This window comes from Paenibacillus sp. FSL F4-0236, from assembly GCF_038000135.1.
GTDB lineage: Bacteria > Bacillota > Bacilli > Paenibacillales > Paenibacillaceae > Paenibacillus_AQ.
In genome coordinates this window covers 6434988-6460633 of sequence record NZ_JBBOBK010000001.1, presented here as the reverse complement: position 1 = coordinate 6460633, position 25646 = coordinate 6434988, and the positions used below count along the sequence as shown (strand labels likewise).

Sequence of the window (25646 nt, the reverse complement as noted above, 5' to 3'; positions counted from 1 at the left end):
GATGTTCCCTCCTGTCATGTAAAATCCAATTTGATCTCTACGCTCAACCCGCAGATCTAATAACGGCATCCTGCTGACCTGAGAATTGTTTAACAATCGCATGGGCCGCATCTTTTCCCTGCTGGGCCGCGGATACAACCATGGCCTCGCCTTTGCCTGAACCAAATATGATATCGCCAGCGGCATAAATTTGCGGATCGGAGGTTTGACAGGTGGCTTCATCCACCTTTACAACCCCACGGTCATGCACAAGGCCTAAGGAATCTATTAGATCTAGGCGACGCTTTTGACCAATAGCTATTACAACCGCATCTACAGGAATCAAGAACTCAGAACCCTCGATCGGCATAGGTACTGGACGTCCATCTTTGCCCAGCTCCTCTGTCAGCTTCATCTGCGCACATTCCAGTCCGGTTACGTTCCCAAACTCATCACCCACGATACGTTTCGGTAAGGTAAGCCAGTTGAACTCCACACCTTCCTGCTTCGCAAATTCATATTCAAACTCATAAGCCGTCATCTCTTCGCGGGTCCGGCGGTAGACCATTTTTACATTTGAGGCCCCCAGCCGCACTGAGCATGTAGCTGCATCAATAGCTGTATTACCCGCACCAATGACAGCGACCCGCTGACCCATCAGCTCTAGCAAAGGAATGCCAGTCTTAGTGGATTCTACGAGTGCAATGGCGTCGTATACGCCAGCCAATTTTTCACCTTCAATCCCTATCGGAGGCACATAACCCATACCCGCTGCCAAAACGATGGCATCATAGTTCGACTTCAGCTCATCTACAGAAACATCCACTCCGACTTTTACACCTGTACGTATTTCCACACCCAACTTCTCTACCTGCTCTACTTCCCAAAGAGATACAGACTGTGGGAGCCGAAACGATACAATCCCATGTGTATCCAGCCCACCCGCTAACGCCTTAGCTTCGTAGACCACAACAGCAAAACCTTCACGGGCGAGTTCCCTAGCCGCAGACAATCCCGCAGGACCACCGCCGATAACGGCTACCTTTTTCCCATTAGGGGTGCCAGCCTTAAATAATTGAACTCCGCTGTTCATTGCCCAATCTGTCGCATAACGCTGCAGCAGTCCGATTTGGATCGGCGCCGAGGCATCATTTAACACACAGGCTCCTTCACACAGCTCATCTGTAGGACAAACACGAGCACAGCTGGCACCCACAGGATTGGAATCCATAATCGTCTGTGCCGAGCCTTTCATATTGTCAGTAGCGATCCGTTTGATAAAGGAGGGAATATTAATGCTGGTCGGACATGCTTTTATACATGGGGCATCGTAGCAATATAGACAGCGATTGGACTCATCCATGGCACCCTTATGGGTCAGAGGCGGCTCAACCTCGGCGAAATTGCGCCTGAACATATCAGGTGTAAATGCTGTTAACGGAGATGAATGCTCCATCACTAGTCCCTCCTTATGGGTAATTTTTCATATTTGTGTTATATAATATAACATTATTCCAAGTTTTTTCTGAATATTTTGCTTACATCATTGAATTATTGTAGTAATATAAGCATTAACAGAAATTATCTCTCAACACTCTTCCTGATTAGGTTATATATACTGACATTCGTTAATCAAACTATAGTCATTTCGAATTTTCGTTGCATTAGACACTTTGTCTAATTTCAAAACTGTATTTTTTACGTATGAGAATAGGCTGAGAATAACAGGGCATTAGCCGAAGGCCAGAGCACAGAAGATCGAGGGGGAGTAACTATGGACTGGGAGCTTGTATTAACCATTCGTGACGCTTTAAAAAGACCACTATTCGCAGAAGCCGAGGTGATCGGCGGGGAAAGCGGCCTAAGCCGTGCCATTCGCTGGGTGCATGTACTGGAAAGTGCCAACTTCGAGACTCTAATTCATGGCGAAGAAATGATTTTGACTACGGGGATTGGTGCAAGTGTCGATCTCCCTTCCTCCTTGGAGTTTATGCAGAACCTGATCGACAAAAATGCAGCTTGCCTATGTATTGAGTTAGGTACGTATTTCAGCACCATCCCGCAAGAGATGATCGACTTAGCCGACAGGCATGACTTTCCGCTAATTATCTTCACCCGCACGGTTCGCTTCGTCGATATCACCCTAGACCTCCATTCCATCATCATCAATCGGCATCACCGGATGCTGCAAGAACTCGAAAGCATCTCTCGTGAATTCCACCGTCTGACCTTAACCTCACAAGGAACAGTGAAGGTACTGCAATTATTATGTAAAAGCACCCGCACACAAATCGTCTATATGCAGCTGCAAGGCAAACCCTTATTCTTCCCGGCACTTCCGCCCGATGAGCAAACTCCCCTGCTGAATTTCTTCACCACCTTCGGTGACGAGATGGAAGGCATTCAACCAGACATCGCCCCTTACACCCGAGAATATGGACAGAAGACGATTGCAATCAAGCCTGTAGGTGCGCTGGATCAGACCTGGGCTTACATTTTGATGGTATGCAATCACAAACCACAGGAATTCGACTGTCTGCTGCTGGATTCCGCCTCGCTGTCCATTGCTCAAGAGCTACTGCGTACCCGATATATGGAGGAGCGTAAGCTTTTTTCAGAAAATCTATGGGTCGATGAGCTGATCAATGGTCGTATAGAGGATGACAATCGCTTAAAAGGCTTGATCGGTTCCAATTTCAACATGGTCAACGAACTCCCTTACCGTGTATGCCTTATCGAAATCAAGAACCCTAGAGACGTAAAATGGAACAGCTCAGAGAACGAATGGGAATCAATCACCTTCCACCTTTCGCTCATCCTGCGTTCCATTTTCGAGAAATATTCTTTACGTCCGCTGATCACACTCAAGAACAATCGCCTCACCGTCATCGCACTCGACATTCAATCGAAAATGCCTGGAAAAATGCGGCTTCAGCAAGCACTTGAGGCCCTGCAGAACATCCGCTCCGATGAGAAGCTCAAGGATTTGCAGCTCGTCATTGGAGTCAGCAAATCGCATAAGCGCCTAAAACAGGCCTATTCCGGTTATCAAGAAGCTTTGCAAGCTTTGTCTCTATACTCTTGTTATCAGAAGTCACTGCTCTTCTATGAAGAGCTGGGTGTATTCCAGTTGCTGTTGAGCTTAAATGACGGAAAAACGTTGCAGAACTTCATTCGCAGTTATCTCGGCCCGCTAATCGACCACGACCAAACCAAAGGCAGCGAGCTGCTGCTTACCCTTCGTGTTTATCTGGATCATGATGGTTCCAAACAAATTGCCGCTCAAAACTTATTCATTGTCAGACAGTCCCTTTATTATCGTCTGGACAAAATAACAGAGCTACTGGGTGAAGACTTCATGCAGCCAGAGAATCGGATCTCCATTCAAGTCGCCCTGCGCGCTTACCAATTTCTATATCCAGACAAAATCACTTTGCCTATTCCCCGTTCAGCACAGATTTAAAAGTATCGATAATAAATTCTATATCTTCATCCGTGGAGGATAACGGCGGGGCGAAGGTAAGCACATTGTTGAACCCAGCTACGGTATCGCCATTTTTGCCGATGATAAGCCCCTTGGACTTACATTCGGCAATAATCCCTTTCACAATACTCAGATCAACTGGCTTTTTGCTAACCTTATCTTCAACCAGCTCGATGCCTGTCACTAAACCAAAGCTGCGAACATCACCCACAAGCTTGTGATCAAGCAGCTCAGTAAATTCTGTATTTATTCTTTTACCTAAAAGATCCGCACGTTCCACCAGCTTCTCCTGCTCGATAATCTCCAGATTACGCAGCGCCAGCGCACAAGAAGCAGGATTGCCACCAAAAGTATTCACATGGCGGAAATAGCCATAATCATCGCTATTGTCCTTAAATACCTTATAGATATCCTTACGAACAGCAGTCGCGGATAAAGGAAGATAAGCGCTAGTCAGTCCCTTAGCCATCGTTACGATGTCAGGCTTCACATTAAAGTTGTGATGACCAAACTTACGTCCAGAACGTCCGAATCCACAAATCACCTCATCCATAATGAGCAACACACCGTGCTTACGGCAGATTTCCTGCACCCGATCCAAATAAACCTGATGCGGTACAATGACCCCACCACCCGTAATTACAGGCTCCATAATCACCGCAGCTACCGTCTCCACGCCTTCCCAGATGATCATATCCTCTATGGACTGTGCACACTGGAGGTTGAATTCTTCTACAGTCATCCCGGCCGGGCGGCGATAGCTGTCCGGGGGAGCCACATGCAGAAAACCACCCGCCAACGGTTCATATTTATATTTGCGTTGGGCCTGGCCCGTTGCAGATAATGCCCCAAGTGAACTGCCATGGTACCCACGATAACGGGCAATGAATTTATGGCGATAATGCTGGCCGATTTGCTGCTGGTACTGGCGGGCCATTTTGAAAGCAGCCTCATTGGCTTCCGATCCGCTATTGGAAAAGAAGATCACGTACTCGTCTCCGAGCCATTCATTCAGCTTCTCCGCCAGCGCAATCGCCGGGAGATGACTTTGTGTCAGAGGAAAATAAGGCAGGGTCAGCAACTGATTGTAAGCAGCTTCCGCCAGCTCCTTGCGCCCGTATCCCACATTTACACACCACAGGCCAGACATCCCATCCAAAAATCGATTGCCTTGTATATCCGTGATCCACGACCCACTTGCCGAGGCGGCAATCATAGGCGGATTTTTTTCACTATAAGGTGTAATGCTGTGCCATAAATATTTCCGATCCTTGCTCACCGCAAGCTCACTATCATTCCCCAGACTCTGCATAACATCTTCTCCTCTCAGCAGCTCATTTTCTCTAATAACGGGCAGTGATCATCTTTTTACGCGTATAGAATTCCACCCCATCACGGCCATTGGCATGCAGGTCTCCATAGAATGATTTCTTATAACCCGAGAAGGGGAAAAAGGCCATGGGCGCAGGCACACCCAGATTCACACCCAACATCCCTGCATCAATCTCTTCCCGGAACTCGCGGATCGCTTTAGCGCTATCTGTGTAAATGCACGCCCCATTCGCGAATGGAGACTGATTCGTTACCGCAATCGCTTCGCTTAAACTCTTCACACGGATCACAGACAACACCGGTGCAAAAATCTCATCCTTCCAGAGGGTCATTCCCGGCTGTACATGATCAAATATCGTCGGTCCGATAAAATAACCCACACCGCCCACAGCAGCATCTTTCCGCCCATCTCTCACTAACTCGGCTTGTTCAGCTTCACCAGTCTCAATGTAATAAAGAGTCCGATCCTTATTCGACTGGCGAATTACTGGACCCAAAAACACCCCGTCATCAGCACCATTACCAATCTTAAGCTCATCTGCAGCCGCAGCCAGACGACTCACTAGCTCGTCAGCAATATCCTCATGAACCACTACAACCGAGCAAGCCATACACCGCTCACCCGCTGAGCCAAACGCAGCGGCAATTATATTCTTCACCGCATTATCCAGCTCCGCATCAGGTAACACAATCGAGTGATTCTTAGCGCCTGCCAATGCCTGAACCCGCTTCCCCTGCGCCGTCCCCGCCTTATATACATATTCCGCAACCGGCTGCGAACCGACGAACGAAATCGCCTTCACTTCATCATGCTCCAGCAGCCCGTTCACCACCTCATGCGCTCCATGAACCACATTCAGCACACCTGGTGGAAAGCCCGCTTCAGCAAATAATTCAGCTAACCGATTGACCAGCAGAGGCGTACGCTCAGAAGGCTTCAGCACAAAAGTATTCCCGCAAGCAATGGCGAGTGGAAACATCCAGCAAGGAACCATCATCGGAAAATTAAACGGGGCAATCCCCCCGATAACCCCCAATGGATAGCGGTACATCCCGGATTCAATTCCGGTAGCAATATCCGGAAGCTGGCTGCCCATCATCAACGTGGGGATGCCTGCGGCAAATTCCACACACTCAATTCCACGCTGCACCTCACCTTGCGCCTCTTCCAGACTTTTGCCATTCTCCAGCGTAATCAGCAGGGCCAGCTCATGCCAATGCTTTACCAGCAGCTGTTGATATTGAAAAAAGTAGCGGGCGCGACGCGGCACAGCGACCCTTTTCCACGCTTGAAATGCCACAGCAGCCGCTTCTACCGCCGCACTCAGCTCTTCCTTACTGGAAATGGGCACATAAGCAATCACTTTACCCGTCGCCGGATTATATACCTCTTCATCTCGCCCGGACGACGATTCTACCCAAGCTCCATTCACATAATTCTTAACTCTTTCAGCCTGCGTTACTAGGAGAGACATAGCTCGCACCTCTTTCTCTGTTTCAGATGCACTGATGGACTGCTGATTATAATAGATGACCGCCAGATCAGGCGGCCATCCACTATAACATTAAGCTCAGTTGGTTATTTTGCTGCCATTTCTACGATTTCGTTCGTATAAGCCTCATCTACCTTAGCAGGCTCTTTAATAACACCGAACTTTTGCGAAATATCAGCCGTTTGCTGGAACGCCGCTGCATCGGTATATCCCATCTTCGCACTATCAAAGCCCTCAGGCAGAATCAGCTTGGCAACCTCGGTCATCATCGTCAATTGATGCTCCTTAGTAGTACTGCCGTCTTCTGCTTGCTTCATTACACTATCCACCGCAGCCGCAGGATCAGCAATTGCATCTTTCCAGCCCTTCAGGGAGGCACGTACAAACTTTGCCGCAGTCTCCTTGTTCTCCGCAAGCCATTCCTTATTAGCGAACAGATTATCCTCTAGCATCGCTACGCCTTCTGTATTCATATCGATGACATTCAGATCCTCAGCCTTAACACCTGACTCCAGCACTACTTGGTACTCGTTGTAAGTCATCGCTGAGGCCGCATCGATCTGATCGCCCAAGAACTGATCCATCGTGAACCCTTGCTTCGTAAAACTTAGATCCTTATTCGGATCGAACTTATATTTATCGAATAACGCTAATAGTTCAAACTCGTTGCCGCCCATCCAATTGCCGACTTTTTTACCCTTAAGATCAGCGGCTGAGTTGATGCCCGCCGATTTTTTGGAGACCAGGACCAATCCGCTCTTTTGATAGATTTGCGCGATCTGCACCAGCGGCATTCCCTCTTCAAGACTCGGCAGCAAGCTGGCTACCCAACCCACACCGATATCTGCGGAGCCACCTGCTACTTGCTGTTCCGGAACAATATCCGGACCTCCCGGCAAAATCTCTACATTCAATCCTTCTTCCTTGTAATATCCTTTATCCTGCGCCACAAAATATCCAGCAAATTGTGCCTGTGGCACCCATTTTAATTGCAGCTTCACTGTAACTGGATCAGCCGCTGGTTCAGCCGTAGCACTTGCCTCAGGAGCTGTAGAAGCTTCAGGGGCAGTCGTAGCTTCGGCTGCCGAGTTATTATTGTTGCCCCCGCAACCCGCCATTAAAGAAACACTTAACATCATCACGATCGCCAACAAACCACCACGAAATTTGCGTTTTTTCCCATTCATCAATCGAACTCCCCCTATCGTAATTTAAGTTTGTAACAAGCGTAAACGCCTTCGTCGTCCTTATAAGGATGATAAGCGTTTAAGCGAGAAATATAAGGATGATGTATAGTGTGAAACTTATAAATCCTTATATTTCAAGCAGCACAGTATGGACAATCATCGTGGTGCGTTGTATGCATACAGCCGTGGGCGGTTTCTCTTTTCCCTTCCCACTAGGACCGGATGTAATGATGTTATAGAGCTCATTTACGTTGCGAAGGATGCCACTTGATGAACACTTTCTCAAGCCGCTCAACCACTAGGTAGAAGAGCACGCCGGCAATTGCAGCCAGCACAATACAGGACCAGCCCAGTGGCATTTTGGCAACTTTAATGGAATTGGAGAGCAGGTACCCAAGCCCTTTTGAGGAGAAAAAGAATTCCCCAACAATGGCGCCAATCATACTCGCCGTCGCGTTGATCTTCAGTGCTGTAAATACATAGGGTAAGCTATTGCGAATCCGCAGATAACGAAACACTGCCGGTTTACCTGCCGCATAGGAATGCATCAGATCCAGCGCCAATGGATCGATCGCCGCCATGCCTTTATAGGCGTTGATCGCCATCGCAGCCATTGTAGTTGCCGTTACTATGGCAATCCGCGAGCCTATCCCATCCCCGAACCACAGATTCATAATGGGCGCGAGGGCGACGATGGGCACAGCATTTAGAGCAGCAACCAAAGTTAAACTTCCACTTCCCCAGCGCGGCCAAGCTGTAGCAGCTAAAGCGATCAGAAATCCGATAGCAGAACCAACCAACATTCCCAGCACAGCCTCAGTAAGGGTGTATCCGGTATAGGATAGCAACATGCTGAAATTATCCCTCATGGTCGTGGCAATTGCTGTGGGCAACGGCAGCTGATATTTCTTCAGATCAAAGATCTTATGAAAGAATTCGAACTCCCATAGCCCAAGAAACAACACCCCCGCCAATACAGGCAGCAGCACCCCTGCGCTAAATATCCTCTTCAGCATTCGTGAGCCGCCTCGACTCGCGGTAGCTTCCGCAGGTTTTGGAACGGCTACAGCATTCTTTTGTGTAGCCGTTAGCGCCGGCTGAGCCATTTCTTTACCACTAGAGCCCATAAATGAAGCCTCCCGAACGGAGTTGGTTTCCATTAGCGGCTACCTCCTTTCGGTCGAAATTCAGGCTGCCACGGCGCCACCAAACGTTCTATCAGACTGATCAACCAGTAACTTACAATCCCCAACAAAGCGCCGACAATCACCGTAGACCAGAACATGTAGGTATGAGAGCTGCCGTAGTAGAGATTACGCAGCATGATTACGCCAATCCCGTGCTGCGCACCCATGAGCTCTACCAGGATAGCACCAGTCACTGCGAGCGGAGCAGCAATCTTAAGCCCTCCGAACAAACCCGGCAGGGCCGCTGGAAATCTGAGTTTCCAATAGACTGCCCACGGCTTCGCTGCGTAAGAATGCATTAATTCCAGCGCGGAAGGATCCACACTTCGCAAGCCACGCAGCATATTGAGAGCCACTGGGAAGAATGTAATATAACCCGAAATAATAATCCGTGAAGTCTGCTCATCTCTCACAATCCCATAAATGATCGGCGCCAGCCCCAGGATCGGAATCATCTGCGAGGCGATAGCGTAAGGAAAAGTTAACCGTTCTATCGTCTTCGACAAGCTCATTAGCACCGCCAGCGAAGCACCAGCCACCGCACCAATCAGGAAGCCAACACCAGCATTGCCAAAGGTGGCAGCCCCCTCCTTCAGAAGCGTGCCACTATACTTCCACAGCGTGGATAGCACCTCATGAACGTAGGGCAACTTGGACTGAGCTAACGGTGTCTCCACTACATGGAGCAGCATCCAGGAGGTTCCTTCCCAAACTAGCAGCAAACCAAATATCCAGACAAACAACGGCAGCAGGCGACCCCGTACAAAGATACTGCCCCCTTTCATCCCTACACCCCTTCAAAACTGTCGCGAATACTTGCGATCAGTTCGAAAAACTCTGGGCTGTTTCTCATTTCCGCCGTTCGCGGACGTGGCAGAGGAATTTCAACCACAGCGGATAAGCGACCTGGATGCGGGGAAAGAACAAACACCCGGTCAGAGAGGAATATCGACTCAGGAATACTATGTGTTACGAAGACAATCGTGTTCTGCACCTTGCTCCAGACAGATAACAGTTCTTCGTTCAGACGCTCACGTGTAAACTCATCCAGTGCAGAGAACGGTTCATCCATCAGTAGAATTTCCGGCTCCATCGATAGCGCTCTGGCAATCGCTACTCTTTGCTGCATCCCCCCACTAAGCTGCCAAGAGTATTTATCCGCGAAGCTCTGCAAGCCCACTAGATCAAGAAGCTCCAGCGCCCTCTCTTCACGGATCGACTTTTTAACTCCCATCAGTTCCAGCGGCAATGTGATGTTATGCTTCACCTTCCGCCAGTCATACAGCACAGGACTTTGAAAAACAATGCCATATTTCTGCGCCAGCCTTGCCTCTTTAGCACTTTTTCCAGCGACTACAATGTTCCCGCCCGTTGGCGCGATGAGATCGGCCATCAGTCTCAAAAGCGTTGTTTTGCCACATCCTGAAGGTCCGAGCAGTGAGACGAACTCCCCCTTTGCAATATCAAGACTCACCTGATGCAGTGCAAGCACTTCCGCAGCTTCTGCCCTATAGCGCATTTCAACATTTTCCAGCTGAATTTCAGGAATATTTGTCGCGAGTAATGACATCCTCAGCCCCCCCTTATCAAAATAAGCTATGCAATTAATGTTAATTAATCTGACTCACTAGAGAGTGTGTCGAGTTAAAATCTTCTGTTGTGTAGTATTAACTAACATGTTACACGCTGCTCACTGGACTCTCATTAGACAATTAGTAAAATAGCTCCCGCTAAATCACGTCATTTTGTCTAGGGGGACATTTATTCAAGTTTCAAATGAAGTGATTTTTAAATATTTGTAGATTTGTGGTAATATTTATCCATATCTTTCCTCAGTAGGAGACAATAGACCCATGGGATCTGTAATTTCGAATTATATTGTTATTGTGGCTATATCTGGTGTCCTGAGCGTTTTACTAGCCCTTTTCGCCTACTATAAAAAAACGGATTTCTTAGGAATTAGAGCCTTTGTTATAAGCTCCTTCACTTCCGCGATTTATACCTTCGGCTTCGCACTAGAACTGTCGGGGAAAACACTGGAGGAAATGAGTTTTTGGATTAAAGTAGAGTACCTGGGGATGCCTTTTATAGCGCCCGCCAGCCTTATTATGGTGATGCATTTCGTAGGGCTGGAGAGTCTAATTAAAAAGGGCATGCGAGCAGCGCTATATATAATACCGTTCATCACAACACTGATGGTGTGGACCAATGATTACCACCACCTCTTCTATAAATCCATTTATTTGCGAGACAATACGCCCTCCCCACTCGTTGATGTAGTGATGGGACCTTGGTATATCGTTCACGGCAGCTTTACTTTTGGCTGTCTACTGGCAGCTATCTGCCTTATGTTATGGCAGTGGAACCGGATGAAACGGGTATACCGGAGACAAATCGTTACCATTCTAATTGGACTAAGCCTTCCAACGTTAGGCTCTTTTTTATATTTAATGGGCCTGACTCCCTACGGGATGGATCCCGTTCCCATCATTATGAGTATCACTTCCACCCTATATATCTGGGCTATCCTATCAAGAGGTATGCTAACAGCTGCGCCTATCGCCCGTGAGAATCTGTTCGAAAGCATGCGAGATGGGGTGCTTGTCACCGATCGTTCGGACATGCTCGTCGATTACAATCGCGCAGCCGCGGATATGATAGAAGGACTTAATTCCTCGGCGATTGGTAAACCGCTGGCTCAACTGTTTCTTAATGCCGGCAAAGATGCCTTGTCCTATGTTATGGATACAGAGCCACTGCAACGCGAAGAACGGGAAGTTGCTTGGATCAAAGGAGACGAGATTTGTTACTACCAAATTCGGTCCTCTCCCGTACAGAAACAAGGGGGATACTTAGCAGGACAAATGATCATGCTGATTGACGTAACTGAACGAATACTGCTTCAAGATAAGCTGCGTCAATTGGCTACGATGGATAGTCTGACGGGGATTTATAACCGTACCTATTTTTTGGAGCTGAGCCGAGGGCTTCTTGTTCAGGCCGCGAGCAATCGGAGTTCACTATCGATTATTTTGCTGGATGTAGACTTCTTCAAAAGCATTAATGATCGATTCGGACATCAATATGGAGATCAAGCCCTTCAGCACATTGTCGAGGTATGCAACAGACATATCCGGGAGGGTGACATCTTCGGACGTTATGGCGGTGAGGAATTTGTGATCTGTTTGCCAGATACGTCGCTGAAGCAAGCCGCACAACTCTGTGAAACTATCCGCGCAGATATTGAACAAAGTGTCTTATATACGCTCATCGGGTCCATTAACGTGACTGCCAGCTTCGGAGTAGTAGAAGCCCTAAGTCCTAAAGCCACTCTAGAAGAGCTACTGTCAGAGGCTGACCATGCTCTGTACAGTTCCAAACGAAACGGACGCAATGCTGTCCACCTCTCCCAGAGATCAGAAATTACACTTTTCAAGCCTATATAAATCGCATCTTTGTCCCTCCCAGCGCATTCATCAGCCTGCCTTATTTTTCATAGTCTGTTTTTACGTTTAATAAGAGTTATCTGAAAATCTAATCAGAGTGTAGAAAAAATTCGCTTTATGGATATGGAGGCGCAAGAAATAATGAGGAACCATACAATGATGCAATTTTTTGAATGGCATGTCGCTGCGGATGGGAAACACTGGGATCGCCTGAAAGAAACAGCTTCCGCACTAAAAGCCGTAGGCATTGATTCTGTTTGGGTACCTCCTGTGACAAAGGCCGTCTCCGCCGACGATACAGGCTATGGCGTGTATGATCTATACGATCTGGGCGAATATGACCAAAAAGGTACGGTACGCACCAAATATGGCACCAAACAAGCACTGATTGAAGCCATTTCGGAATGTCAAAAAAACGGCATTGCCGTGTACGTTGATTTGGTCATGAATCACAAAGCAGGAGCGGATGAAAAGGAAGTCTTCCAGGTGATCGAGGTCGACCCTAATGACCGGATGAAAGAAATCTCCAAGCCTTTCGAGATTGAGGGCTGGACGAAATTCACCTTCCCCGGCCGCGGTGATGAACACTCTTCCTTTAAATGGAATCACAATCATTTTAACGGCACTGACTTCGACGCCAAGTCGGGGCGAACAGGTGTATTCCGTATCGCAGGCGAGAATAAAACATGGAACCAGAATGTTGATGACGAGTTCGGCAACTACGATTATCTAATGTTCGCAAATATTGATTACAGTCATCCAGAAGTCAAAAAAGAAATGATCCAATGGGGAAAATGGCTGGTGGACACGCTCCACTGCAGCGGCTTTCGCTTAGATGCCATCAAGCATATCAACCATGAGTTTGTGAAACAATTCGCGGTAGAAATGTTTAATAAATGTGAGAAGGATTTCTATATCGTGGGTGAGTTCTGGAATTCGGATTTAGAATCCTGCCGACAATTTCTAAATACCGTCGACTATAAGATCGATCTCTTCGATGTCTCCCTTCACTACAAGCTGCATTCAGCTTCCTTGGGGGGTAGAAACTTTGATTTAACCAAAATCCTCGACGACACACTGGTGCAGACCCATCCTACCAATGCTGTAACGTTCGTTGACAATCATGATTCTCAACCCCATGAAGCTCTGGAATCTTGGGTAGATGATTGGTTTAAGCAAAGTGCTTATGCACTTATCCTACTGCGACGCGACGGATATCCTGTGGTCTTTTATGGAGATTATTATGGGATCGAGGGACCTACACCTGTCGCAGGCAAAAAAGAGGCGATTGACCCGCTGCTATATACCCGCTATCACAAAGCCTATGGTGAGCAGAAGGATTATTTCGATCATCCCAACACGATTGGCTGGACACGACTCGGCGTGAAAGACATCGAACGCTCCGGCTGTGCGGTTGTGATTAGTAACGGTGAGAACGGTCAGAAAAGAATGTTCGTAGGGGAACAACGCGCGGGTGAAGCATGGGTAGATTTCACTCATAATCACAAGGCGACTATAACGATTGAAAAAGATGGCTGGGCGACCTTCCCGGTCAACGGTGGCAGCGTATCTGTCTGGGCTCTGCCTGATGAAAAAGCCGACGAAAAATAAGGGTTATGTTACTCAAAATAGATGAGGCTGCTCTCGAAAGTAGTGAATGCTGCTTACGGGGCAGCTTCATCTATTTTATGGAATAGTCCAAGTAAAGATCTCACTTAACCATTAAACCTTTTCAGATTGGGTAATGATGGCAGACGATGATGAGGATATGCATGCGGGAATGTGCGGTAGACGTTTTTGCGGTGGGCAGAGTGGGTTTAACACTAATTAGGGAAAAGCTCCCTAAAAATATTCGATATTCGCTTATAATCAACGAAATTAGGGAAAAGCTCCCTGAAAATTAGGGTAATGCCTTGATTTCCCACCAAATCAGATGAATTTTAGGGATATTTTCCCTAATTATAAATCTAATGACCGATAATCTTAGAATTTCAGGGAGAAATTCCCTACTTGTTGTATTGGTGTTTCACTCAAACCATCATTTCAAACTTCAATTAACCTTCAACGCAAAAAAGGGTCGTACCCAAGTAGCTAAAACTACTTTGAGACGGTCCCCTTTTCTTTAGCTCCAATGTACGCAGACTTCACGCACGTCTCACTCTACTCCTCCGCCCTAGGATGGCGGGATACTAACCTCACCAGATCGAGTGTTAAGATCGGCAATGCTATAGAAGCCGGATAAGCCAAATAACGCGGTTCCCACTCCGGGCTGAATTTTTCTTTATAGCGGCGAAGTCCGACAAAGCCGTACCAATGCCCCCCTCTTTTAAATACGAGATGAGCCAGCTTCTCCTCTTTCAAGGCCCCAGCATTCTCACCCACACTGGACAGCGGGGCATTACCTAGATTGAATCGATGATATCCCTTAGATTTCGCCCATTCTAGCAAACGAACAAATAAATAATCCATCGTTCCGTTTGGCACATTCTTTCGATGGCGCATCAAATCAATCGATAAGGTCATACCCTGATCATACCCATTTGCAATAGAAGCAAATGCCAGTATCGTCCCTTGGGCATTCCTCAGGAGCACGATTGGAGCCAGCTGTAGATAGGCCTCGTTAAACCAACCCAGCGAATACCCTTTTTCGGTGCGCCCATTCAACCATTCGTTCGAAACGGATCGCAGCTCTCGTAGCAATTCTTCAGCGTGCGGTGCTTCTACAACTTCGAAGGCATAGCCTTCCCGTTCAAAACGGTTGCATACGCTTCGCAAATCACTGTTCTTTTTGCCACTGAGCGTAAAGGTATCGAGCGTTACTAATGCCTCTTCCCCCAGCTTAAAAAAGCGATATCCCTGTTCATGATAGATCGATAAGAAATCAGGTGTGGCCTGATAAAAAACTACGACCAGACCGTACTTATCTGCAGCTTGTCTAAATTCACTGATTGCCTCATTCATGAGACTTCTCTCTCCCAATGGATCACCAAGGACTACAAGCTTATCCCTAACCCTAGCGAAAGCGAGCAACACCTTGCCTTCTTGCGCCCAGAAGAAGCTTTTATCACCCAAAAACAGCATATGAGTTAGGGCATTGCCTTGAACTTCACCTAGGAAGTTTTTCAGCCTTGCCATATCAAAATTTCCGAATAACTCCTCCGGTTTACGATGGGGTCTAAGGGTGATCAGCAAAGTAAGAATGATCCAAGAGAAAGCTAGTCCCCCTACGGCTGTAAAAGCAACATGACTATGCCGCTGTAGCCACTCTGGCTCTACACCGGGCGGGAGATGCTTTAGAAATCCACGATGGACATGGCTGCCCAATAGATAATAGCTTAGGGCAATTACTGAAGTAAGCGCAAGCCACCAAATCGTACTCTGTCTGCTTACGGGAGCACTGATCCGGTAGAACCGAGATCTGGAGATCCACAGAATGAGTGCAACTAGGAGCAGAAACAGCGCCTCTTCATAATCAAAGCCTTTAGCCACCGCAAACACCGACCCGGAAAATAATAAAATGCTGGTCCAGATGTACGCGCTACGAACCCGTAATGTAATGCCTCTCGACAACAAAATGAGCATAAAGCCAATAAGTACAGATAAATGATGTGAGAGCTGCATGATCGAGAATGACAATATTTCCTCTGTAATCTTCAGTCTGTACAACAATCCGGGCGTAGCTGTTGATAGTAAGAGAATAAGCCCGCTAGCTAGTACAAGCTTGCCTAGAGCCCACACACCAAGATCGCTCAGAAAGGTATACTGACCCGGCCAACCCCAAATCCTCTGCCAAATGTTAAGAGCGGGTTCGAACCCTGGAGCTGAACGATCTTGACCCTTTTTTCCCTGCAGACCAAATTCCAGTGCCGCCAGCACCAATCCGATCAGCCATGGAATGAGATAATAGAACAATCTAAAAATAACAAGCACTGCCATGGCCTGATCACTTTTAAATCCAAGCTGCGTAAGACCCAACAATGCAATAAGGTCAAAAGCACCGATACCACCAGGCGCCATACTCAAGATGCCTGCGATGGCAGCAATCGTAAAGATGCCGAATATGACTGGAAAGTGTACCTCGTGCAAAAGATGACTACTGATTGTCCAAAACGTTACGCCAGCAAAACTCCATTCCAGAAAGGAGGCACCCACAGAGGCAACTACTGTAAGCCAGGGTGTTCTACCTTGTCCCCGGTTAATCCACTTTGCATAAAGAGCAGAGCGCTGTACAAACACAAAAAACGGCAAATAAAGCGCCATCCCCCATACCGCAAATACTAACCAATGATGCTCTTCCAGCAATGCCGTTGCCGGGAGTAAACCAAAAATATTTGCCCAAGAAAGTAAAGATAATCCGGTAATCATGAGTGGTGATAAAAATACGATTGCCGGCGTTAGGACGGAAGTTGACACTCCGCTTTTTTTGTACATCAACGTCCTTAAACCCACTCCAGCCAGACCTGCAAAACCAATTAAATTATTAAATGTATTAGCTATCCAAGCATAACGGAAGGTGTCCCACAGCCCTACTTTCAAACGAAAATGTGCTCGTATCAAATAATCATAAGCACTCATTACAGCTACTGCGAGAAGTGCAAATCCGATCATTTGCAAAACGGCAGATGTAGGCACTCTTCTTAGCTCACGCATAATAAGTCCTAAATGAACCTGCTTCAGCTCATGCTGCCCCTCCCAATACACCAGCGCTATGATAGCTACTGGAAAGAGAGCTCTCACCGCCCGAATCCGATAGATGGATAAGAACAGCCTTACAATTTTGAATCTTTCTAATGTTTGTTGTTTTGATTGCATTAGGCCACCTACCCTTACCGCCGACACACGTTGTGCTAGACAATTTTTACAACCATTTCATTATAACAATTATTGGAATAAAAAACCCATGATAATCAACACCTACTACATTAGACTGCCAGCACAGCCCTAATCCCTGCAATAGTTAAAGAATGTTAATGAAATTCTATTTAGCTAAAGAACATTGAGACTGTAGTTTACACATAAAATTGCACAACAAAAAGGACATCCCTCACGGCAAAGGATGTCCTCTCTGTTATGTAGCACGGGTTTAACTAGCGTTTATACTCGAATATCAAATCTGCCTTTACTATCCGTTGTTGCGGTAGCAATCTCTTGCGGACTTGCTGCAGCAAGCGTATTGTTCGCAGGTTTGGCAGGTGCCTCTACAACACTGCTTGCGGAGGAAGCACTGCTCTGAGACTTCTGCGAGATTTGTGCCTCGATAGTCTTAATCTGTTGCTCAATTTGCTTCGTTTTCGTTTCCTTGGTCTTGTCATCGTCTGAGCTGGCATTAATCTTGTCCAGTTCTGCTTCCAGTTTCGCTTTTTGTTTCTCAAGCGTACTGGTATCTGTAGTGCTAGATGTCGAGGTAGTATACGATGTGGAACCTGAGACTGCCGATATACTCATGGTTATCCCTCCCTTCCTTACCTCCAATATAATCCTTTTGCAAGTAAGGAACGTTAAGACCCGCTGAAAGTTTGCTGAAAGTACTACTTGCCAGGTTACAATGATAGACTGCTAGGAGCTTGCTTTTCCTCGTCTAACAAGCAGCACATAAGATAGAATCGAGAGAATTCCTGTACATGCCATCACAATCGCCATCGGAAGTGCAGACTCAACGCCCCCAAGACCCACAAGTGGCGCTACACAGCTACCCAGCAATAGGGGGATTAATCCGATTAATGCCGAGGCACTGCCTGCAGTTTCACCTTGATCTTGCATCGCCAGTGAGAAGCTGGTCGCTCCGACAATCCCTACACTGGAGACAACCGCAAATAGACAGATCAGAATAGGGATCAGTCCTCCTCCTACCAGAACCGTCAGCAGTAGCAAGATGCCCCCCATCGTACATAGCAATAGTCCACTAAGTAACAACTTAGTCTCACTTACCTTTCCAGCAAGTCTACCGGCTATTTGGCCAGTAATAATAATCCCGATCCCATTCACTGCAAAGATCAGACTATAAACCTGCGGGGTAACCGCAAAAATATTTTGCAATACAAAAGAAGAACCTGAGATATACGCGAACATTGATGCCGTAACGAAACCTTGAGACAAGGCATAACCCATAAACTTACGATTGCCCAGCAATACCCGGAAGGTAAGCAGTGTACCCTTCAGTCCACTCTTAGAGCGTCGCTCCTTCGGCAGCGTTTCCGGCAAGCGCAATAGAATAGTTAAACAAAAAATAATTCCGGCAGCAAATAATACGAGGAATATCCCTTGCCATGTAGTCACCCTTAACAGCTGGCCCCCAATAACTGGAGCTAATATCGGTCCGAGACCATTCACAATCATCAATAGTGAGAAGAACTTCGTGAGTTCAGAGCCACTATATAAATCACGAACAGCCGCTCTAGAGACAACCACCCCCACTGAACCAGCAAGACCTTGAATAAACCGCAAAACGATCAGCAGTCCAATCGAAGGACTAAAAGCACATAGCACTGAGGAAACGGCGTAGATGAACATACCTATAAGCAGCGGACCGCGGCGGCCATATACATCACTCAGAGGTCCAGCGACCAACTGACCTGAAGCAAGCCCCAGCAAAAAGAAGGTCAGACTAAGCTGCACTAAAGCAGCGGTCGTACCGAAATCCGCGACAAGCGTAGGCAGTGCCGGCAAATACATATCAATCGACAACGGGCCGATTGTTGTAATGGAGCCGAGAATCACAGCCAGCTGTAATCTCTGCTTCCGTGAGGGTCCATCTGCGGCAAGCTTATTACCATTTTGAATTCCAATCATAATCCTTACTTCAACCTTTCTAAAGCAACCCTTGGGCCTTTTTTTGTATTCTTCATACTAACGTAAAGGAAGTGGATTGATCAATCCTTTTATGGAGGGTTATAGGTGCCTGTATAACAAGAATAACCGCCATTCGGCGGTTATTCTGATTGTTTTATGCATTTGTAGATGTGCTGCGCATTTGCAACCAATCTCTAGCGGCTTCAGCCTCAGCAACACTCAGGCGATGACCTTGGTTGCCCCAGTGTGTTGTAACCTCTGCGCCTGCCTTCTGTAAAATAATGTCCAAATCCTCAGTCTCCGAAGAAGCGATAAGTGGATCATTTGTGCCTGCACCAATGAAGATAGATACTCCTTCCAGCGAAGGAAGCGTAATATTCCGAAGCGGTACCATCGGATGCAGTAGAATTGCAGCGCGGAAAACATCCTTATAATGGAACAGCAGGCTACCCGCAATGTTCGCACCATTAGAGTAACCCACGGCTACCAGATTGTTGGCATCGAAACCGTATTGTGCTGCGGCTTCATCCAGAAACTGCTTGATCTCGTGAGTACGGAAGATTAGATCTGCTTCATCGAATACCCCTTCGGCTAACCGTCGGAAGAACCGCGGCATACCATTCTCCAGTACATTCCCTCTGATGCCTAGCACCGATGAATCAGGAGATAACAACCCGGCAAGCGGCAGCAAGTCCTGCTCATTGCCTCCAGTACCGTGAAATAATACAAGCGTGGGTTTCGTTACATCTTTACCTTTATGGAATACATGAATCATCCCTGCTTCACCTCAATTTCTCTTATTTGAAAAGGACTTAAATTTTCTTCGATAGCCGCACGATGCGGTTCATACCAAGATGGCAGCATCAGCTTTTCACCCAGCGCATCCACCGCTTCATCACGAGCAAAGCCCGGAGGGTCCGTAGCAATCTCGAACAGGATTCCACCTCTTTCACGGAAATAAATCGCATTAAAGTATTGGCGGTCTTGAACCGGTGTCGGATGATGCCCATGATTCTGCACTTGAAGCCCCCATTCCTGCTGCTCAGCGTCATCTTGTGCACGCCAAGCGATATGGTGAACGGTGCCTGTACCTCCTGCTCCTTGCGGAACCGGTGTTGTCTTCAGATCAATAATATTACCCAAATCGCCAGTAGTTCTATATCGACTATACCCGTCTCCATCAGCGATATGCTTCATTCCCATTGTATGGACAAGCGTTTCTGCAGTTTGCGACGGATTGTTGCTGTAGAGCACAGCGCCGCCGAACCCTTTGATAGCATGCCCCGTGGGAACTCCCCCGAAAGACCACTTGCTAAGCGGTCCTTCCTCACGTTCCACGAGTTCAATGCGCAAACCGTCATAATCAGCAAAGGATAGATAAGATTCTGAGATTCTATGCTTAAGAGTAACCGGAATTTGATATGCCGCAAGACGCTGTTCCCAGAAGATCAGAGAGCCTACTGGTACTGCGTAAGTTGTTACGCCAACTTGCCCACTCCCAATTCTGCCTTTACGCCCGGTAGGTGAAGGAAAAAAGGTAATAATCGTTCCCGGAGCACCTACTTCATTCCCAAAATATAAATGATAAACTTCCGGAGCGTCAAAATTAATCGTCTTCTTCACAAGCCGTAGTCCTAAAATACCGGCGTAGAAGTCAACGTTACGCTGAGCATCTCCAACAAAAGCGGTAATATGATGGATTCCTGCAGTTTGAAGTGTCATAATGATAAACCCCCTTCTTAGTTAAAAATCAATGCATCCAGAGAAATCGAACCTGGCCCTGTAAGTGCTATACCTGCAGCGACTACCAGTACCGTAAGCGGAAACTCAATTCCGTTCGAAGTAGACCAGAAGCCATTTGGAGCGTGAACCTTAATGATAGCCCCCAGCATAGTGGCAACAATCAACACCGCTGCAACAGGCGTCAGAAGGCCTGCCGCGAACATGAATCCGCCTACCAGCTCCATTAGTCCTGCTAATACCGCCATAGTAACCCCCGGTTTAATACCGATGGATTCCATCCAGCCACCTGTACCCTTCGGGCCGTAACCACCAAACCATCCAAACAACTTTTGGGCACCATGCCCTATAAACGCAATCCCGATCACTAATCTCATCAATAATATTCCTACACTTATCATTGTTAATCCACTCCAATTTTCTTTGATTTAATTATCTTAACATTAAGATATATGATAAAATTTTTTGTCTTACAGCGGTAAGAAGCAGCGAGCTGCTTCCGACCTTACAGAAGCGCCCTACATAACGATCTTCCAGCGCTCCTACACACCTTTGCCTAGCTTCTTCAGTAATTCAATCGCCTGACCCTTCTCATCCTTATCCAGTCCACGCATCAAATCATGAATCGAAGCCACATGACGCGGGAAAATCTTATCGAACAGCTCACGCCCTGCATCCGTAATCTCCGCATAGGTCACGCGTCTGTCCTCACTACACGGCACACGTTTCAGCAGACCTTTCTTCTCCAGCTTGTCGATATTATAGGTGATGCTTCCACTCGTAACGAGAATCTTCTCCCCGATCTGTTGTAGTGGAATACGGGTCCGGTGATACAGCACCTCAAGCACCATGAACTCGGCAGATGCCAGCCCATAACTCTTCATATCCTTCACAGCTTGATCCATCAAGCTTCTGTAAGCCTTAGATAATACAACAAATAACTTTAAAGAAGACGCCTGATCCATCTCCGTAGTATTCTCTGTATTACGAACATTCTCTTCGGTATTACTCATCATGCCCACCTCCAGTTTGACAGCGATGTTGTTCAATATAAAGTAAATGTCTTTACATTAAATATCTTTAAGTTAAGATAACTATACTTCCTCACACTACCTTTGTCAACCTCGCCACTCCAAAAAGATAACATAAGGTGCTTAACGAGCTGCTAATGTTCTTTCTACGACTTTTTAGGAGCGTGATGAAAATCACTCTAAGTTTGACCTGACCCTTAAAACGGCGTATTCTTGTCTTTACGAATGACTATTTAGTAAGCGATTTCACATCTCTCAAAGGAGGCAACCTGATGGTGGAGGAACAAGCTGGTGCGCGGCGCGTGCTGATCGTAACAGCCGTAGCCGCAGAGCGGGACGCGGTCCTGCGCGGCCTAAAAGGCAGCGACAGGTTCCATGTGATTGCTGCCGGCGCAGGTACGGCAGCAGCGGCGGCGGGAACCGCCGCGGCACTCGCAGCCGGATCTTACGGCTGCGTAATCAGCGCCGGGATCGGCGGCGGATTCCCGGGGGTGGCACCTTTAGGCTCGCTGGTCGTTGCCAGCGAGATGATTGCCGCCGACCTCGGGGCCGAGACGCCGGAGGGCTTCCGCAGCGCTGCCGAGCTTGGCTTCGGCAGCGTGTCCGTGCCGGCTGACCGCGGCACGGTACAGGCAGTTTCGGCCGCGCTGGCAGCGGCCGGACTGACCGTAAGCACGGGGACCGTGCTTACGGTCTCGACGGCGACCGGCACCGCGGAGACGGCCGCCGCCCTCATCGCGCGGCATCCTGGTGCCGTCGCGGAAGCGATGGAAGGCCACGGAGTTGCCGTGGCCGCTGAGGCGCTGGGGCTCCCGGTACTGGAGCTCCGCGCCATTTCGAACCCGGTCGGTCCACGCGACCGGGCCGCCTGGAAGATCGGCGATGCAATGGAAGCATTAACGGCGGCAGCCGCTATACTATTGGAGGTGCTGTAATGACAACTGAGCTTAATATCGCTTTTTCCCCTTGCCCTAACGATACCTTTGTATTCCATGCCTGGGCACACGGGCTTGTCCCGAATGCACCACAACTTAATGTAACCTATGCCGACATTGATATTACCAACACGCTTGCTGCTAATGGAGAGGGACCTGAAGTCCTTAAAATCTCCTATGCCGCTCTACCTTGGGTTCTTGAGCGCTACAAATTGCTGCCATGCGGCGGCGCACTGGGTCGTGGCTGCGGGCCGTTGCTTCTTACAGCAAGTGGCCCAACCGCGATTAAACGTCCCGAGAAGCTAGCTGGACGCCGAATTGCCGTACCTAGCGAACGTTCTACCGCTTATCTGCTCTTCAGATTATGGGCAGCACAGCATATAACGGGAGGCATTGGCGAAATCGTCGTCATGCCTTTCGATGAGATCATGCCTGCCGTACGCGATGGACATATCGACGCTGGACTGGTAATTCACGAAGCCCGTTTTACTTACGCATCTTATGGTCTTAATATGCTGACTGACTTGGGCAGCTGGTGGGAAAGCGATACCGGACTGCCGATTCCACTCGGCGCGATCATTGCTCGCCGCGATCTGGATGCCGATGCCATCACTGGCTGGATTCGCAGCTCTCTACAATATGCGTGGGATCATCCTACCGATTCTAGAGACTATGTGCTTAGCCACGCTCAAGAGCTGGCTCCAGAAGTGGCTAAATCACACATTGATCTCTATGTGAACGACTTCTCGATGAATCTAGGCGATGACGGCTACGCTGCAATCACCTCCTTACTAAATCGTGCTGCAGCAGAAGGACTTGTACCTGCCATCGATCCTGCATTACTTCGGTAGCATTTGCTAGACGTTCTTAGCGCACTTTAAAACTAGACATAACCCACAATCCCCGGTACACCATAAGGTGTTCTCCGGGGATTTTTGTTTGAAATATAAGAAAGTATAAGTTTCACACCATACTTTATGTCTTATATTTCTCGCTTAAACACTTACCGTCCTTATAAGGACGCCGAAGGCATTTATGCTTGTTCTGAGTAACATTTCCCGCGATTGCTTCGATCCATTATTTGGCATGGCGAAGTGATGGCTATACAATAGACCTATAAATAGGTTCTATGAAGGAGGATCACATGATACCTGAAAACAATAGCAAACAAAACATCGATCGATTTCTCGGCTTTCAAGAGGACTATGACCGTTACCGTCCTGAAGCTCCTGGCATGATCATCAAGCTGCTGACCGACTACTTAGGCAGCACACCTTCAGTCGTCGCAGATATAGGCTGCGGCACGGGCTTGTCTACTTTTCTGTGGAAGGATGTCGCGGACAACGTAATTGGCATCGAACCGAATCCAGATATGCTGGGAAAAGCAATCGATAAATTAAGCCGGATAGAAGATCCTCAATCCATTACTTTTGTACAAGGTTATTCTAACCAGCTTCCACTTGCAGCGGACAGCGTAGACATAGTGACCTGCTCACAGTCATTCCACTGGATGGATCCTGAAAGCACACTTCGAGAAATCTCCCGGGTCTTGAGAACAGGTGGTGTCTTCGCTGCCTACGATTGCGACTGGCCTCTCCCCCTTCAACAGAAGGTAGAAGAGCGTTACAACCAACTGATCTCCAAATCCGAGGAACTGCTCGCCTCACTCTTACCTGATGCTGAGAGAGCACATAAATGGGACAAAGAAGGGCATTTGTCACGGATTCAGGCTAGTGGAGCTTTCTCTTTTGCAAGAGAGATCGTATTTCATAATCTTGAGTCCTGCGATGCACAGCGCTATGTTGGACTCGCTCTAAGCCAAGGGGGTATAAGAACCGTTCTGAAGCAAGACGCTACCCTACTCAATCAGGACATTGCAGATTTCAGCGCTGCAGTTGAAGACCATTTTCAAGGACGCACCTTAGAGGTACTGATCAGCTACCGAATGAGAATTGGCATCAAATAATTTCCGCCCTTAAGCGCAAAGAACGCCCCGATTTTCCTTATAGGAGGAAAGTCGGAGCGTTTTCTTATTTTATTTGACTTCTTCCATGAACAAATTTAGGTTCTCAACGATTTCCTTAGATCTGGAATGGTGTAAATAATGTCCGCCTTCGAATGTCATCACTTTTCCATGCACAGATTCCTTAACTTGCCCTTCATGCAGAGGAATCCAATCTTTCACGGTTGTATTATTCGCTTGTATAAAGAATATAATGGGAAGGTTCTTGTCGAATTTCAACCCTCTGGCTGCGACAAAGTTAGGATATATATGTTCCATTTCATTTAAGGTAGTGGAATTATTCATATTTTTGAGCGATATCAATTTCATTTGTTTTTTGGTCTCATCATCAAATGGCAGTCCATCATAAGGGTCACCGCTTAATTGTAATCCCAATCTAATGATACCTGAGTCTTTGAGCAGCTTTAATTTTTTTATCGGGAATTTAACATCCATACCGCCTTGCTCAGGAACACTACTATCAACCCCTACAAATGCACTCACTTCGTTTGGATATTTCTTCGCATATTCCAATCCGTAAATACCTCCAATGGAGTGACCCATTAGAATATATTGGTCAATGTTTAGATTCTGTACGGCTTCATGAACCTCACTTATGATATTCGCTGTAGTTCGTTCCTTATCGGTCTCATCACTTAATCCATACCCAAACGGCTCAACCGCGACCACTTTGTAAAATGGTGATAACTCATCAATCAACGGCTTAAAATCAAGTGCTGGCGCTCCAGTTCCAAAGCCCGGGATAAGTACAATAGTCTGCTTCCCTTGTCCTTGGATCAAAACATTCATACTTTTTCCGTCAACAGGAACTAACTGACCATATTGATGTATTTTTTTCTGATCAGATTTGTTGCTAATCACATTAACTGTATAAACAACAGCTAGAAAAAGCACGATCAAAATCACTATTGCTCCTAATATTTTAAGCAACAAGTTACGTACTTTATGCTTTTTCTTTTCATTCCCCGTTTTTATTACCTCTGTTTGTGTCACCCTCATCTTCTCCTGTCCTAATCTATT

Annotated in this window: 21 protein-coding genes; 6 read left to right on the top strand and 15 right to left on the bottom strand. The window is 47.3% G+C overall.

Annotated elements, in window-relative coordinates; translation table 11 throughout:
* Window positions 1-43: 43 nt before the first annotated feature.
* Window positions 44-1435, bottom strand: coding sequence for an NAD(P)-dependent oxidoreductase (locus NSQ29_RS28845; RefSeq protein WP_341126617.1), 1392 nt, complete (start codon window positions 1433-1435; stop codon window positions 44-46).
* Window positions 1436-1753: 318 nt separating this feature from the next.
* Here NSQ29_RS28845 and NSQ29_RS28840 point away from each other — a divergent pair, with 318 nt between their 5' ends.
* Window positions 1754-3442, top strand: a complete 1689-nt coding sequence (locus tag NSQ29_RS28840; protein ID WP_042192658.1) for a PucR family transcriptional regulator — start codon at window positions 1754-1756, stop codon at window positions 3440-3442.
* On the opposite strand, the gene NSQ29_RS28835 is transcribed toward NSQ29_RS28840, so the two are convergent.
* The 6 genes from NSQ29_RS28835 to NSQ29_RS28810 form a co-directional block, all read right to left on the bottom strand.
* Window positions 3417-4775: an aspartate aminotransferase family protein gene (locus tag NSQ29_RS28835; RefSeq protein WP_341126616.1), complete on the bottom strand. Its 1359-nt coding sequence runs from the start codon at window positions 4773-4775 to the stop codon at window positions 3417-3419. The genes NSQ29_RS28840 and NSQ29_RS28835 overlap by 26 nt on opposite strands.
* A 31-nt stretch (window positions 4776-4806) precedes the next feature.
* On the bottom strand, window positions 4807-6270 hold the full coding sequence (locus NSQ29_RS28830; protein WP_341126615.1) for a CoA-acylating methylmalonate-semialdehyde dehydrogenase: 1464 nt from the start codon (window positions 6268-6270) through the stop codon (window positions 4807-4809).
* A gap of 104 nt (window positions 6271-6374) precedes the next feature.
* Window positions 6375-7475, bottom strand: a complete 1101-nt coding sequence (locus tag NSQ29_RS28825) for an ABC transporter substrate-binding protein (protein WP_341126614.1) — start codon at window positions 7473-7475, stop codon at window positions 6375-6377.
* A gap of 242 nt (window positions 7476-7717) precedes the next feature.
* Window positions 7718-8635, bottom strand: coding sequence for an ABC transporter permease (locus tag NSQ29_RS28820; RefSeq protein ID WP_081951232.1), 918 nt, complete (start codon window positions 8633-8635; stop codon window positions 7718-7720).
* Window positions 8635-9447: an ABC transporter permease gene (locus NSQ29_RS28815; protein ID WP_042192667.1), complete on the bottom strand. Its 813-nt coding sequence runs from the start codon at window positions 9445-9447 to the stop codon at window positions 8635-8637. Before NSQ29_RS28815 ends, NSQ29_RS28820 begins: the two co-directional genes overlap by 1 nt.
* 2 nt (window positions 9448-9449) lie before the next feature.
* Window positions 9450-10232, bottom strand: a complete 783-nt coding sequence (locus NSQ29_RS28810; protein WP_042192669.1) for an ABC transporter ATP-binding protein — start codon at window positions 10230-10232, stop codon at window positions 9450-9452.
* Between the two features lie 283 nt (window positions 10233-10515).
* Between NSQ29_RS28810 and NSQ29_RS28805 the strand changes: the two genes are divergently transcribed.
* Both NSQ29_RS28805 and NSQ29_RS28800 read left to right on the top strand, forming a co-directional pair.
* Window positions 10516-12108: a histidine kinase N-terminal 7TM domain-containing diguanylate cyclase gene (locus tag NSQ29_RS28805; protein ID WP_042192671.1), complete on the top strand. Its 1593-nt coding sequence runs from the start codon at window positions 10516-10518 to the stop codon at window positions 12106-12108.
* Between the two features lie 138 nt (window positions 12109-12246).
* Window positions 12247-13719, top strand: coding sequence for an alpha-amylase (locus tag NSQ29_RS28800; protein ID WP_042194667.1), 1473 nt, complete (start codon window positions 12247-12249; stop codon window positions 13717-13719).
* A gap of 549 nt (window positions 13720-14268) precedes the next feature.
* Here NSQ29_RS28800 and mprF read toward each other — a convergent pair.
* The 7 genes from mprF to NSQ29_RS28765 form a co-directional block, all read right to left on the bottom strand.
* Window positions 14269-16920, bottom strand: coding sequence for a bifunctional lysylphosphatidylglycerol flippase/synthetase MprF (mprF, locus tag NSQ29_RS28795; protein WP_042192673.1), 2652 nt, complete (start codon window positions 16918-16920; stop codon window positions 14269-14271).
* A gap of 282 nt (window positions 16921-17202) precedes the next feature.
* Complete coding sequence (locus tag NSQ29_RS28790) at window positions 17203-17553, bottom strand: FlxA-like family protein (protein ID WP_042192675.1); 351 nt, start codon at window positions 17551-17553, stop codon at window positions 17203-17205.
* Window positions 17554-17664: 111 nt separating this feature from the next.
* Window positions 17665-18897 carry a multidrug effflux MFS transporter gene (locus NSQ29_RS28785; protein WP_042192677.1) on the bottom strand — a complete coding sequence of 411 codons (1233 nt, stop codon included), beginning with the start codon at window positions 18895-18897 and terminating at the stop codon, window positions 17665-17667.
* 154 nt (window positions 18898-19051) lie between these two features.
* Window positions 19052-19672 (bottom strand): alpha/beta hydrolase, encoded by a 621-nt coding sequence (locus tag NSQ29_RS28780; protein WP_042192679.1) that lies wholly within the window; start codon window positions 19670-19672, stop codon window positions 19052-19054.
* Window positions 19669-20619: a ring-cleaving dioxygenase gene (locus tag NSQ29_RS28775; RefSeq protein WP_042192681.1), complete on the bottom strand. Its 951-nt coding sequence runs from the start codon at window positions 20617-20619 to the stop codon at window positions 19669-19671. The genes NSQ29_RS28780 and NSQ29_RS28775 overlap by 4 nt, the downstream gene beginning before the upstream one ends.
* A 17-nt stretch (window positions 20620-20636) precedes the next feature.
* On the bottom strand, window positions 20637-21038 hold the full coding sequence (locus tag NSQ29_RS28770; RefSeq protein ID WP_042192683.1) for a DoxX family protein: 402 nt from the start codon (window positions 21036-21038) through the stop codon (window positions 20637-20639).
* Window positions 21039-21179: 141 nt separating this feature from the next.
* Window positions 21180-21650, bottom strand: coding sequence for a MarR family winged helix-turn-helix transcriptional regulator (locus NSQ29_RS28765; protein WP_081393105.1), 471 nt, complete (start codon window positions 21648-21650; stop codon window positions 21180-21182).
* Window positions 21651-21940: 290 nt separating this feature from the next.
* On the opposite strand from NSQ29_RS28765, the gene NSQ29_RS28760 reads away from it, so the two are divergent.
* The 3 genes from NSQ29_RS28760 to NSQ29_RS28750 all read left to right on the top strand — a co-directional run bounded on the left by NSQ29_RS28760 (window position 21941) and on the right by NSQ29_RS28750 (window position 24569).
* A complete protein-coding gene (locus NSQ29_RS28760; RefSeq protein ID WP_341126613.1) occupies window positions 21941-22603 on the top strand; it encodes a futalosine hydrolase in 663 nt (220 codons plus the stop codon).
* Window positions 22603-23454 carry a 1,4-dihydroxy-6-naphthoate synthase gene (locus NSQ29_RS28755; RefSeq protein WP_042192692.1) on the top strand — a complete coding sequence of 284 codons (852 nt, stop codon included), beginning with the start codon at window positions 22603-22605 and terminating at the stop codon, window positions 23452-23454. The genes NSQ29_RS28760 and NSQ29_RS28755 overlap by 1 nt, the downstream gene beginning before the upstream one ends.
* Before the next feature lie 293 nt (window positions 23455-23747).
* A complete protein-coding gene (locus NSQ29_RS28750; RefSeq protein WP_341126612.1) occupies window positions 23748-24569 on the top strand; it encodes a class I SAM-dependent methyltransferase in 822 nt (273 codons plus the stop codon).
* Between the two features lie 69 nt (window positions 24570-24638).
* Here the strand turns inward: NSQ29_RS28750 and NSQ29_RS28745 are convergent, their stop codons facing one another.
* Window positions 24639-25619, bottom strand: a complete 981-nt coding sequence (locus NSQ29_RS28745; RefSeq protein WP_042192697.1) for an alpha/beta hydrolase — start codon at window positions 25617-25619, stop codon at window positions 24639-24641.
* Window positions 25620-25646 lie beyond the last annotated feature (27 nt).